This window comes from Nocardia blacklockiae (assembly GCF_015477355.1).
In the GTDB taxonomy this organism is placed as follows: domain Bacteria; phylum Actinomycetota; class Actinomycetes; order Mycobacteriales; family Mycobacteriaceae; genus Nocardia; species Nocardia blacklockiae.
Window position 1 is genome coordinate 334,659 of record NZ_JADLRJ010000007.1, and the last position, 13,048, is coordinate 347,706.

General features: G+C 70.8%; 11 protein-coding genes. 10 read left to right on the plus strand and 1 reads right to left on the minus strand.

Features of this window, described 5'->3' with window-relative positions:
- Positions 1-64: 64 nt before the first annotated feature.
- Positions 65-634, minus strand: coding sequence for a TetR/AcrR family transcriptional regulator (locus tag IU476_RS23030; protein WP_324194206.1), 570 nt, complete (start codon positions 632-634; stop codon positions 65-67).
- A 121-nt stretch (positions 635-755) separates the two neighbouring features.
- Between IU476_RS23030 and IU476_RS23035 the strand changes: the two genes are divergently transcribed.
- From IU476_RS23035 to IU476_RS23080, 10 genes are all read left to right on the plus strand, one after another.
- Entirely contained in the window at positions 756-2,177 is a 1,422-nt protein-coding gene (locus IU476_RS23035) for an MFS transporter (protein ID WP_195103265.1), read from the plus strand.
- Between the two features lie 301 nt (positions 2,178-2,478).
- Positions 2,479-3,540 carry a phenylalanine--tRNA ligase subunit alpha gene (gene pheS, locus IU476_RS23040; protein WP_195103267.1) on the plus strand — a complete coding sequence of 354 codons (1,062 nt, stop codon included), beginning with the start codon at positions 2,479-2,481 and terminating at the stop codon, positions 3,538-3,540.
- Between the two features lie 67 nt (positions 3,541-3,607).
- Positions 3,608-6,109 carry a phenylalanine--tRNA ligase subunit beta gene (gene pheT / locus IU476_RS23045; protein ID WP_195103269.1) on the plus strand — a complete coding sequence of 834 codons (2,502 nt, stop codon included), beginning with the start codon at positions 3,608-3,610 and terminating at the stop codon, positions 6,107-6,109.
- Between the two features lie 116 nt (positions 6,110-6,225).
- Positions 6,226-7,551 (plus strand): ABC transporter substrate-binding protein, encoded by a 1,326-nt coding sequence (locus IU476_RS23050; protein ID WP_195103271.1) that lies wholly within the window; start codon positions 6,226-6,228, stop codon positions 7,549-7,551.
- On the plus strand, positions 7,548-8,456 hold the full coding sequence (locus tag IU476_RS23055; RefSeq protein ID WP_195103272.1) for a carbohydrate ABC transporter permease: 909 nt from the start codon (positions 7,548-7,550) through the stop codon (positions 8,454-8,456). The genes IU476_RS23050 and IU476_RS23055 overlap by 4 nt, the downstream gene beginning before the upstream one ends.
- Positions 8,456-9,319: a carbohydrate ABC transporter permease gene (locus IU476_RS23060; RefSeq protein ID WP_195103273.1), complete on the plus strand. Its 864-nt coding sequence runs from the start codon at positions 8,456-8,458 to the stop codon at positions 9,317-9,319. The genes IU476_RS23055 and IU476_RS23060 overlap by 1 nt, the downstream gene beginning before the upstream one ends.
- A 30-nt stretch (positions 9,320-9,349) precedes the next feature.
- Positions 9,350-10,132: an alpha/beta hydrolase gene (locus tag IU476_RS23065; protein ID WP_195103274.1), complete on the plus strand. Its 783-nt coding sequence runs from the start codon at positions 9,350-9,352 to the stop codon at positions 10,130-10,132.
- Between the two features lie 52 nt (positions 10,133-10,184).
- Positions 10,185-10,652: a hypothetical protein gene (locus tag IU476_RS23070; protein WP_195103275.1), complete on the plus strand. Its 468-nt coding sequence runs from the start codon at positions 10,185-10,187 to the stop codon at positions 10,650-10,652.
- A 35-nt stretch (positions 10,653-10,687) separates the two neighbouring features.
- Complete coding sequence (locus IU476_RS23075; RefSeq protein WP_195103276.1) at positions 10,688-11,707, plus strand: hypothetical protein; 1,020 nt, start codon at positions 10,688-10,690, stop codon at positions 11,705-11,707.
- 38 nt (positions 11,708-11,745) lie between these two features.
- A complete protein-coding gene (locus IU476_RS23080) occupies positions 11,746-13,047 on the plus strand; it encodes a type III PLP-dependent enzyme domain-containing protein (protein ID WP_324194207.1) in 1,302 nt (433 codons plus the stop codon).
- Position 13,048 lies beyond the last annotated feature (1 nt).

Genomic DNA, 13,048 nt, shown 5'->3' on the forward strand with positions numbered 1-13,048 from the left:
TCTAACTATAAGCGGAGAGTTCCTCCGCTGTCACGAGGGGTGGCTGTGGTGTTCGCCGCCGCGTCTACTCCGCGTCGAAGCAGGCGATGATCTCCTGGGCCCAGTCGAGGGGCACGGCGTCGGGGCCGACGACCTGCATGGCGGTCATGACGGTGAGCAGCATTCCGCTGGCGACGAATCGGCGCACCTCGTCGGCGGAGGCGCCGGTGAGGTCGCGAAGCAGCTGGTAGATGCGGCCGAACCGCTCGCGCATCGCGTCACCGACGGCCGGTTCGGAACTGGCCGCGAAGCCGTGCAGCAGCATCAGCGGCAGTTCGCGATCCAGCAGGAAGGCGTTGTAGCCCTGGCCCAGCTCCTCGAGCGCTGCGTGCGGGTCGGTGCCGGGCGCGATGCGTTCGTGGGCGGCGCGGAAGAGCTCTTCGATGCGGTCGCAGACGCGGTGCGCGGCGGCGATGAACAGCGCCTGCTTGCTGCCGAACAGCCGGATGACATACGGCTGCGACACTCCGGCAAGGCGCGCGATCTCATCGGTTTTGGTTGCGGCGTAACCGGTTTCGGCGAAGGCGGTGACGGCCGCGTCCAGCACCTGCTCGCTGCGTTCGCTCGCGGTCAGTCGGGTTCGGCTCGTGGGCACCGGTCGGTCCTCCTCGGTCTGGGTCGGCGGGATTCGCCGCGGCTGTTGACATGTTATCAGCCGATGCATATTCTTCTCGGTATCAAGTTATCAGTGGATAACAACAAGGAGTTAGCGCATCATGACCAGCACCTTCGAGACCACCGAGGCGATCGCCGCACCGGTCGGGCGTCGCAAGCCTCCGCTCGCGGCGGTCCTCGCCGCGGTCGGCATTCCCACTTTCATGGTCACGCTGGACAACCTCGTCGTGACCAACGCCCTGCCGGTGATCCGCACCGAGATGGGCGCCTCACTGGGCGACCTGCAGTGGTTCGTCAACGCCTACACGCTGGCGTTCGCCTCGCTGCTGCTCACCGCCTCGGCGCTGGGTGACCGGCTGGGCCGGCGCCGGGTGTTCCTGGCCGGGATCGCGGTGTTCACCGCCGCCTCGGCGGCGTGCGCGCTGGCCACCGACCCGTGGATGCTCATCGCCGCGCGGGCCGTGCAGGGGCTCGGGGCCGCCGGGGTCATGCCGCTGTCCTTGACGCTGCTGTCGGCCGCGGTGCCCGAGCGGATGCGCAGTGCCGCGATCGGCATCTGGGGTGGCATCACCGGCCTCGGCGTGGCGGTCGGGCCGGTGGTCGGCGGCGCGGTCGTCGACGGCCTGAGCTGGCAGTGGATCTTCTGGCTGAACGTGCCCATCGGCGTGGCGGTGCTGCCGTTCGTCGCCCGGGTGATCGACGAATCCTTCGGTGGCGCCAGGCGTTTCGATCCGCTGGGCCTGGTGCTGGCGGCCGGGGGCGTGCTGTCGGTGGTGTGGGGTGTGATCCACGGCGCCGACGACGGCTGGACCTCGACGCCGGTGCTCACCGCGCTGATCGCGGGCGGGGCGCTGCTGGTCGGGCTCGTCGGCTGGGAACTGCGCACGTCGGATCCGATGCTGCCGCTGCGGCTGTTCCGCTCGCGGGCGTTCCGGGTGAGCAACACGACGACCTTCACGTTCTCGGTCGGCGTCTTCGGCTCGATCTTCCTGCTCGCACAGTTCTTCCAAGTGGTGCAAGGGTTCTCGCCGCTGGAGGCCGGAGTGCGCACGCTGCCCTGGACGCTGGCGCCCATGGTGGTCGCGCCGATCGCCGGACTGATCGTGGACCGGGTGGGCGCGCGCACGCTGCTCACCACCGGGCAGGTGCTGCTGGCGGCGGCGCTGGCGTGGATGGCCGCGGTCACCACCGTCGATGTCGGCTACGGGTCCTATGTCGGGCCGTTCGTGCTGGCGGGCGTCGGCATGGGCCTGACCTTCGCGCCGAGCGCGACCGTGGTGATGGCCAGTGCGGCCCGACAGGACCAGGCGATGGCCTCGGGCACCAACAACACCATCCGCGAGGTCGGCGTGGCGATGGGCGTGGCGGTGCTGGCCTCGGTGTTCGCCTCGCGCGGTTCGTATGTGAGCCCGCAGAGCTACGTCGACGGCCTGGTGCCCGCCGTGTGGACCGGCGCGGCGATCGTGGCCTTCGGCGCGCTGGTGGCCACGCTGCTGCCCCGCCGGATCGAGACCGCGCGGTAGGCCGCGCGCACCTCGACGCCAACCCGGCCACGACGCTCCCGCGGTCCCTGTTGCCGCCAGATGTGTATCGCGACCGCGCACCACCTGTGGATCCCACGGTGGTGCGCGGTCGCAGTGCTGCCCGGCGGAAGCGGCGTCGTCGAGATCCGGTTCGACGGACGTTCGGGCTGGTGTGGTGGTCGCGGGGGCCGGGCGAAATGCGTGTGAAGTGGGCTGGGTGCATTGCGTACGATTCGACCAGCAACAATGTGGGGTAGGTAGACCCGCCGATACCCGTACCAGCCAGGAGAGACTGAGCATCGTGGCCGACGAGAACGCACGAGCCGAGCAGACCGCGGCACTCAGCGAGGAATCGCTGTCCGCCGCCGCAGCAGCAGCGGAGAAGGCGTTTGCCGCGGCGGCCGACCTGGATGCACTCGCGGCCGCCAAGACCGAGCACATGAGCGGGAAATCGCCGATCGCGCTGGCCCAGCGCGCCGTGGGCGGCCTGCCCAAGGAGGAGAAGGCCGACGCGGGCAAGCGGGTGAACGTGGCGCGCTCGCGGGTCTCCGAGGCGTTCGAGTCGCGGCGCGCCGAGCTGCTCGCCGAGCGCGACGCGGCGGTGCTGGTGGCCGAGGCCATCGACGTGACGCTGCCCGCGCCGCGCGGCCCGGTCGGGGCGCGGCACCCGATCACCATCCTGTCCGAGCGGATCGCCGAGGTGTTCGTCGCCATGGGCTGGGAGGTCGCCGAAGGCCCGGAAGTGGAAACGGAGCACTTCAACTTCGACGCGCTGAACTTCCTGCCCGACCACCCCGCGCGCACCATGCAGGACACCTTCTACGTCGCCCCCGAGGGTTCGCGGCAGGTGCTGCGCACGCACACCTCGCCGGTGCAGGTGCGGTCCATGCTCGAGCGGGAGCTGCCGATCTACATCGTGTGCCCGGGGCGCACCTTCCGCACCGACGAACTCGACGCCACCCACACCCCGATCTTCTCCCAGGTCGAGGGCCTGGCCGTGGACAAGGGCCTGACGATGGCCCACCTGCGCGGCACCCTGGACGCGTTCGCGCGGGCGCTGTTCGGCCCCGACACCCGAACCCGCATGCGCCCCAGCTTCTTCCCCTTCACCGAACCCTCCGCGGAGGTCGACGTTTGGTTCCCGGACAAGAAGGGCGGGGCCGGCTGGGTCGAGTGGGGCGGCTGCGGCATGGTCAACCCCAAGGTGCTCATCGCCAGCGGCATCGACCCCGAGGAATACAGCGGATTCGCGTTCGGCATGGGCATGGAGCGGACCCTGCAGTTCCGCAACGGCATCCCCGACATGCGCGACATGGTCGAAGGCGACGTGCGGTTCACGCTGCCCTTCGGCGTCCAGTCCTGACCGTCCCGATCCGAGCGACGCCGCCCCCGGGCGCGGCGGTCCCACCAACGAGGAAGCGAAACGTCAAGTGCGAGTAGCGCAGTCCTGGCTGACCGAAGTCTTGCAGCGCACCACCCCCGAGTGGTCGGTGACCCCGGAGGAACTCGACGCCGGGTTCGTCCGGGTCGGCCTCGAGGTCGAGGAGATCGACACCCTCGAGCGCGTCACCGGCGGTCCCGACCGGCCGCTGGTGGTCGGCCGGGTCGCCGAGATCACCGAGCTGACCGAGTTCAAGAAGCCGATCCGGTTCTGCAAGGTCGACGTCGGCCGCCCCGAACTGCAGGAGATCGTCTGCGGCGCAACCAACTTCGCGGTCGGTGATCTGGTCGTGGTGGTGCTGCCGGGCGGCATCCTGCCCGGCGGCTTCGAGATCAGCTCGCGCAAGACTTACGGCCACGTCTCCAACGGCATGATCTGCTCGGTCGCCGAACTCGGTATCGGCAAGGACCATTCGGGCATCCTGGTGCTCGAGCCCGGCACCGCCGAGCCCGGCGCGGACGCCAACGACGTACTGGGACTGGACGATACGGTGGTCGAGCTGGCCATCACGCCCGACCGCGGCTACGCCTTCTCGGTGCGTGGCCTGGCCCGCGAGCTGGCCTGCGGCTTCGACCTGGAGTACGCCGACCCGGCCGTACGCACGCTGCCCGACGACGAGGCCGAGGCCTGGCAGGTGCGCGTCGAGCCGGACTCGCTGTGCACCCGGTTCGCGGCGCGGCGGGTGACCGGCATCGACCCGGCGGCGGTGAGCCCGTGGTGGCTGCAGCGGCGGCTGCTGCTGTCGGGGGTGCGGCCGATCTCGCCCGCCGTCGACGTCACCAACTACGTGATGCTCGAGCTCGGGCAGCCGCTGCACGCCTTCGACGCCGCGAAGCTGCACGGCGGCCTGGTGGTTCGCCGTGCCCACCGCGGCGAGACGCTGCGCACGCTGGACGAGTCCGAGCGCGTGCTCGACGCCGAGGACGTGGTGATCGCCGACGAGTCCGGGGTGGTCTCGCTGGCCGGGATCATGGGCGGCGCGAGCACCGAGGTGAGCGCGGCCGCCACGGAGATCCTGCTGGAGGCGGCCACCTGGAACCCGGTCGCGATCGCCCGCACCGCGCGGCGGCACAAGCTGTCCTCGGAGGCCTCGCGCCGATTCGAGCGCATCGTCGACCCGGAGCTGAACCTCGCCGCGCTGGACCGGGCGGCCACGCTGCTGGTCGAGATCGCCGGTGGCACAGTGGAACCCGAGCTCACCGACGTGCGGGTCGCGATCCCGGAGCGCGCGCCGATCCGGATGGACCTGGACCTGCCCGACCGGACCGCCGGGGTCGTCTACCCGACCGGTACCTCGGCGCGGCGGCTGGCGCAGGTCGGCTGCGCGGTCGAGGTCGACGTCAGCGCATCGGGGCACGGCCAGCTCGTGGTCACCCCGCCCAGCTGGCGGCCCGACCTCACTCAGCCCGCCGACCTGGTGGAAGAGGTGCTGCGGTTGGAAGGGCTGGAGCAGATCCCGTCCGTGCTGCCCACCGCGCCGGCCGGACGCGGCTTCACCCCCGCCCAGCGCCGCCGCCGCGCGGTGAGCCGGGCGCTGGCCTTCGCGGGCGCGGTGGAGGTGCCGGCGCCGGTCTTCTTGCAGGAGAACGTGTTCGACGCCTGGGGCTTGGACGCCGACGATCCGCGCCGCACGACGATGCGGGTGCTCAACCCGCTCGACGTGGAACGCGCCGAGCTGGTGACGACGCTGCTGCCGGGGCTGCTGGAGGTGGCCGCGCGCAACATCTCGCGCGGCGAGCGTGATCTGGCGATCTACAGCATTGCGCAGGTCGTGCTGCCGACGGGGGAGACCCGCGCGGTGGAGCCGCTGCCGGTGGACCGGCGGCCGACCGACGAGGAATTCGCGACGCTGGTGCGGTCGCTGCCGGTGCAGCCGGTGCACGTGGCGGCGGTGCTGACCGGCCGCCGCGAGCCGCGCGGGCCGTGGGGCGCGGGCCGGGCGGCCGAGGCCGCCGACGCGTTCGCACTCGCCGACGCGCTCGCCGACGCCGCGGGCGTGACGATCGAGCGCCGCGCCGCGGCCTACCTGCCGTTCCATCCCGGCCGCTGCGCCGAACTGGTCGTGGACGGCACGGTCGTCGGCCACGCGGGCGAGCTGCACCCGGCGGTGCTGGAGCGTTCCGGTCTGCCGCCGCGCACCTGCGCCCTCGAACTCGACCTCGACGCCCTGCCGCTGCGCGAAACCCGGCCCGCCCCACTGGTATCCGCGTTCCCGGCGGTGTTGCAGGACGTGTCGGTGTCGGTCGAGAAGACGGTGCCCGCGGCCGCGGTGGAGTCGGCGCTGCGCACCGGCGCGGGCGACCTGCTCGAGGACATCGCCCTGTTCGACGTCTACGAGGGCGCCCAGGCGGGCGAGGGCCGCAAGTCCCTCACCTATGCCCTGCGCTTCCGCGCCGTGGACCGGACCCTCACCGAGGACGAGGCCAGCGCCGCCCGCGACGCCGCCGTAGCCGCCGCTTCCCGAGCGGTCGGCGCTGTGCAGCGGGCGTGAGCTCGGCCGTCCCCGCGTCCCTTCGGCGATTCTCGGTGTGACGACGCGCACCTTCGGTTACGGTCGGTGGCGTTTCGTCTCAACGGGTTTCGACGGCGACGATGCGGAGGGCGACGATGCTGAGCCGACGCGCACTGCTGCGGGGTGCGGCGGGGGTGGGTGCGGCGGCGACGGTGGCCGGGGCGAGCGGCTGCGCGGACGACTCGGACGCGTTGACCTTCTTCTTCCAGGCCGCGCCCGACGAGGCGAAGGTCCGGATGCGGATCATCGAGGCGTTCGCGCGGGTGCGGCCGGACATCCCCGTGCGGGTGCAGATGTCGGGCATCGATCCGCAACAGCAGATCCTCACCTACTGCGCGGGCGGGAAGTGCCCGGACGTGCTGATGCAGTGGGAGTCCTACTCGCGGTTCGCCGAACTCGGCGTGCTGCAGGACCTCAACGTCATGCTGGACAAGGATCCCGAGTACGCCGCCCGGCTGCGCGCCGACAGCATCCCGCAACTCTACGAGACGTTCCGATTCGAGAACGGGCAGTACGCGCTGCCGGAGCAGTGGGCGGGAGTCTTCCTGTACTACAACAGGACACTGTTCGACGCGGCCGGGCTCCCGCCGCCGCCCGCGCGCTGGGAGGACGCCTGGACCTTCGACGAATTCCTGCGCACCGCACAGGCTTTGACGAAACGCGACGCGGCCGGGACGACCACCCAGTGGGGCTTCGTCGACGCCTGGCCGGTGCCGCGCTGGTCCGGGGCGATCTTCGGGATGAACAACGGCGCCGAATGGTTCACCCCGCCGATCGACCCGACCCGCTCCAACGTCGACGACGACCGCTTCGTCGAGGGATTCCAGTTCTACGCGGACCTGTCGGTGCGGCACCGGGTTGCGCCGCTGGCCGCGGACATGCTGTCGGTCTCGGCCTCGATGTCGGCGCTGGACCTGTTCACCCAGGGCAAGGTCGGCATGGTGCTGACCGGGCACTGGCAGTACAGCGGTTTCGCCGCGGCCGAGGATCTGGATTTCGACGTCACGGTGCTGCCGGTGGGTCCGCGCGGGCAGGCCGCGAAGTCCGATATCGGCACCACCGGCATCGGCATCGCGGCATCCAGCGCCAAGAAGGAATCGGCCTGGGAATTCGTGAAATTCGCGACCGGGCCGGAGGGACAGCGGGCCGTGGCGGCGTCGGGACTGTTCGTGCCCGCGTTGCGCTCGGCCCTCGAGTCGCCGGAGTTCGCCGCGGCGCACCACGGCATCCGCAACCTCAAGGTGCTCACCGGCGGCCCGGCGCATTCCCATCACCTGCCGGTGAGCCCGCGCTGGCCCCGGGTCGACGCCGCCTGGCAGCGCGCCACCGACCGGGTGCTGCGGGGCGCCGCGCCGGCGTCGTCGTTCCGCGACGGCCTGGCCGGTGAACTGGACCGGCTGCTCGCGGGCGAGGCGTCGTGAGTGCCGCGCCGCGCGGCCGCTCCGCGCTCACCCGCCGCAAGGCCGCTGCCGGGCGCGTGTTCATCGTCCCGAATCTCGTTGCCGTGCTGGTGTTCCTGCTGTTTCCGCTGGCGTTCTCGCTGTATCTGAGTTTCCACCACTGGAATATGTTCGACCCGCCGGAATTCGTAGGGGCACAGAACTATCGGCGGCTGTTCACCGGTGATCGGCTGTTCTACATCGCCTTGGTCAATACGCTGATCTTCACCGTCGCCACCGTGGTGCCGACGATCGTCGTCAGCCTGGCCGTCGCGGCGGCGCTGAGTGCGAAACTGAAGGGCATCGGCCTGTTCCGCAGCGTGCTGTTCCTGCCGCTGGTGGCGTCCACGGCGGCGATGACCATCGTGTGGGGCTTCATGTTCAACACCGACGGCGGCCTGTTCAACACGGTGCTCGGCTGGTTCGGCATGGGACCGGTGCGCTGGCTGATCGATCCGCGCTGGGCGCTGGTCTCGCTGTGCCTGGTCAGCATCTGGAAGAGCGTGCCGTTCGCGGCGGCCGTGCTGCTGGCCGCCATGCAGGGTGTGCCCGAGACCCTGTACGAGGCGGCGCGCATCGACGGCGCGGGCGGCCTGCGGCGGTTCCGGTCGGTGACGCTGCCGCTGATCCGGCCGGCGCTGGGGTTCGTGTTCGTCATCTCGATCATCAACTCGTTCCAGGCCTTCGACCAGGCCTACGTGCTCACCGGCGGCAACGGCGGGCCGGAGACGGGGACGTACCTGTTCGGAATCATGTTGTTCCAGAACGCTTTCGCCTTCAACGACCTGGGCTACGCGTGCGCGCTGGCCTGGGTGGTGTTCCTGATCCTGCTGGCGCTCACCTATCTGCAACTGCGGCTGGGGCGCGACGACACGGCGGCGGGCTGATGGCGACGACGACCCGGCCGACCCGGTACCGCAGGGTCATCGTGCGGCGCACCGCGCGCGGGCTGCTGATCTACCTCGCCCTGGCCGTAATGGCTTGGTGCGCACTGCTTCCCGTGCTCTGGGCGCTGTCGGGATCGCTGAAGAAGCAGGGCGAGGTGGCGGGCTCGGCGCTGGTGCCGGCCGAGCCGCAGTGGTCGAACTATCGGTCGGTCTTCGAGTTCGTGCCGTTCGGCCGCATGTTCCTCAACACCGTGCTCTACGCCGGCTGCGTGACCGCCGGGCAGGTCTTCTTCTGCTCGCTGGCCGGATATGCCTTCGCGCGCTTGCCGTTCAAGGGCCGCGACGTGGTGTTCCTGGCCTACCTGGGCACCCTGATGGTGCCGCTGACGGTCACGGTGATCCCGCAGTTCCTGTTGATGCGCTCGTTCGGCTGGGTGGACAGCCCGCTGTCGATGATCGTGCCTGGGTTGTTCGGCAACGCCTTCGGCACCTATCTGATGCGGCAGTTCTTCCTCACCCTCCCCGCCGAATTGGAGGAGGCCGCGATCCTCGACGGCTGCACCGTGTGGCAGACCTACTGGCGAGTCCTGTTGCCGCACACCAAACCCGCGCTGCTGGTGCTGGCGGTGCTCACCTGGGTCACGGTGTGGAACGACTTCCTGTGGCCGCTGATCATGTTGCAGCGCAGCAGCATCGCCACACTGAACCTCGGCCTCGTGTGGATGCAGGGCCAGTACACCGCGCACTGGCCGGTGTTCATGGCGGCCTCGCTGCTGATGCTGGCGCCGATGCTGATCGTCTACGCCTTCGCCAACAAGGCCTTCGTGCGCGGCATCGCGACGGCGGGCCTCGCGGGGCGGTGACGCCCGCCCGGCTCGAGGTAAGAAGGGAACATGCGACATCCGGCCACCTCCGTGCTGAACGCGCTGACGTTCCTGCCCGAGCGGCAGGTCACGGTGACACCGCGGCAGCTGGGCCTGCCGTACGAGGACCTGTACTTCACCGCCGCCGACGGCGTGCGGCTGAACGGGTGGTTCGTGCGCGCGGCGCGGCCGATCGGGCACATCCTGTTCGCCCACGGCAACGCCGGCAACATCGGCGACCGCTCGCCGGTGCTCGCGCTGCTCGCCGCGGCCGGATTCGACGTGCTGGTGTTCGACTACCGCGGCTACGGGCGCAGCGCGGGGCGCCCCAGCGAGCGCGGCGTCTACCTCGACGCCCGGGCCGCCCGCGCGGCGCTGCTGGAGCGGACCGGCGTGGACCGGGACCGGGTGCTCTATCTCGGCAAGTCGCTGGGCGGCGCGGTGATGATCGAACTCGCCACCGAGTTCCCGCCCGCGGGCCTGATCCTGATGTCGACCTTCACGGGCCTGCGCGACGCCGCCCGGGCGGTCTACCCGCTCCTGCCCAAACCCGTTGTGCCGAACGCCTTCCCGAGCCTGCGCCGGATCCGCTCGCTGCGGGTGCCGACGCTGGTCATGCACGGCGACAACGACGACCTGCTGCCGGTGCGGATGGGGAGGGCGCTGTACGAGGCGGCCGCCCAACCCAAGTCGCTGAAGATCTACCCGGGGGCCGGGCACAACGACCTGATCATGATCCCGGGCTGGAGTACCGACATCGCGACTTGGGCCCGCGGCGTGCTGGCGCAGACGCCCGCCGCCACCGGGGAGTAGGCGGTCGGCCGAAGGCGTGGTCGGGCGGGGTTCCGGTGCGTAGCCTGGGTCCATGTCGGAGACCAGTGAGATGGCGGCGGTGCTGGCCGCGCTGCCGGACGAGGAGTTGGCCGCGGTGGTGGCGGCCGCCACGGCCGGACGGCCCGCGCTGGAAGGGCTGCACGCGGCCGCGGCCGGAATCGGTCATGTCTCGGCCGAGGTCGCTGTGACGTCGGACACCGACCTCCCACCCGGGCCCGGTGTGTCTGAGACATTCGGGCAGGTGACGCCGACCGCCGGCATACCGTCGTCCACCGGCACGGAAGGGGTCGGCGGATACTCCCGATCCGGTGTCCCTACTTTCGAGTCAGTTCGCGATAAGGTCGAGCAGCGCTTCGGCACCGCGCAGGGGATGAGCGAACTCGATTCGCAGACGCCGGCGGGCCGCAGCGTCGAAGAACACTGGGAGGCGCGGGAGAAAGCCGCGCGGGAACGCCTGGACCGGATCCGGAAATCGGTGCGCGACAACGATTCCGGATAAGCGGGCCGGCCGGGAACGAACAGAGGGTGGATGGCATGGCCGAACCGCGGGAGATCGCCGAACGCTTGCTCGACGCACAGGTCGAGTTCATTGTCGGGGAGGTGACCGGCGACCGGTTCGCCGAGGTCGTCGCGCGCGACGTGACGGCGGTGATCGGCGTTGCCGACACCATCGTCTTCCGCGACGTGGTGACCCTGGACGAGGCCAAGCGGACCGTCCGCAAGATTGTCGACCGCAGCGACAGTCCGGTCGTGCGCGACCTGGTCGGGACGCTGTCCGACGCGCTCTACGACCACATCGCCGCCAACGACGACCACACCCTGGGCGACGTGGTCGAGCGCGAGCCGGTGGAGGCGCTGCTGGAAAAGATCCTCGGCATGCACGGCGCGCAGGAGCGGCTGCTGGACCGGCTGAGCGAGGCCCCGACGGCGGGCCCGGTGGCCGCGAAGTTCACCGACATGCTGATAGACGACATCCTCGAGGCGAACAAGAAGATCGCGGGCAAGGTGCCGGGCGTGAACTCGCTGATGTCGATCGGGCAGTCCGCGGTGAAGTCGGCGCGCAAGGCCGCCGAGGGCAGCCGGGTCGGCGCGCTGGCGGAGAAGGGCACGCTGTACGCGCTGCGGCGGGTGACCAACGCGATCCGCGAGACGCTGCGCGACGCACCGGTGCACAGTGCCGCGATGGAATTCTGGGATGTGCACGCCGGGGAGCCGGTGAGCGGCCTGCGGGACTACCTCACCAAGGCCGACCTGCGGCAACTGGTGCTCATGGTGCACCGCATCGTGGTCACCACCCGCAACAAGGAGTACGTCGGCCTGCTGCTGGACGAGTCGGTCGAGGTGTTCTTCGACAAGTACGGCGACCACACCCTGGCCGGCCTGCTCCCGGAACTGGGCCTGACGCCCGACGATATCGCCGAGGAGATCCTGGCCTACGGTCCCGCGGTGATCGAGGCGGCCAAGCGGAACGGCGTGCTGGCCGAGCTGATTCGCGAGCGGCTGGAGCCGTTCTACACCTCCGAGCAGGTGCTGGGGATCCTTGCCGACCGCTGAGGGCAGGGCAGTCGCCGCCGTTCGGGGAGCGGAGGCTCGTGGCTGACGCCTCCTGCCCCGTGCCCGGTATCGATGTGGCGGCCGTGGCCGCCCTCTCCGAGCGCACGCTCGGCCCGGAGCACAAGTCGCTGCCGCCCGCCGCGTGGGGGCGCACAGCGTGCGAATTCCTCACCGGCGCACCGTTCCTGGACGAGTTCGCCACGCCCCTGCTGACGGTGGACCGCGCCGCCCTGGATACGAATCTGGCGGTGATGGCAGACTCTGCGGCGGCCGCGGGCGTGCGGCTCGCCCCGCACGGCAAGACGACGATGTCCCCGCGGCTCTGGGCCGAGCAGCTCGCCGCGGGCGCCTGGGGGATCACCCTGGCCACCGGCTGGCAGGCGCAGGTGGCGCGGTCCTTCGGCGTCGCCCGCATCCTGCTCGCCAACGCGCTGGTCGACCCGGCCGGATTGCGCTGGGTGGCAACGGAACTGCGGCGCGACCCGGCCTTCGAGTTCGTCAGCTGGGTCGACAGCGTGCCCACCGTCGAGCAGATGGAGCGGCATCTGCCCGCGGGCGTCCGGTTGCCGGTGCTCGTGGAACTGGGCGGGCCGCAGGGGCGCACCGGCGCGCGGGGGCTCGACGAGGCGCTGACGGTCGCCGCGGCCGTGTCGCGCTCGGACCGTCTGGAATTGGCCGGAGTCGGCGGGTACGAGGGCGCCTTGGCGCACGACCGCACCGACGACGCGGTGGGCGCGGTGCGGCGCTACCTGGACGAGCTGGCCCGCCTGCACACCGCCCTGGCCGACCGCTACGAGCGGCCCGCCCTGATCAGCGCGGGCGGCAGCGCCTTCCCCGACCTGGTCGTCGAACACTTGGCCGGTCTCGCGAACGACGCGGGCGCACAAGGCATTCCAGCCACGGTGGTGCTGCGTTCGGGCGCCTACCTGATCCACGACGACGGCTTCTACTCCGACATCTCGCCCCTGTCCGCCGCCCGCGCAGCCCGTCCGCTGCGCGCCGCGATGCACGGCTGGGCGCGCACCGTGTCGCACCCCGAACCCGGGCTCGCGCTCCTGGACGCCGGACGGCGAGACCTGCCGTTCGATCAGGGACTGCCGGTGCCGCAACGCTTCTCCGACGGCACCGACACCCCGCCGGGCGCGTACGTATCGGCGCTAAACGACCAGCACGCGTTCCTGCGCCTCCCCGCGGGCGGCAACATACCGGTGGGAAGCGTAGTGCGCCTGGGCCTTTCACACCCGTGCACGGCATTCGACAAATGGCGGCTCATCCCGGTGATCGACGACGCGAACGCCCTCCGCCCCCACGTCGTGGACCTGCTGCACACCTTCTTCTGAA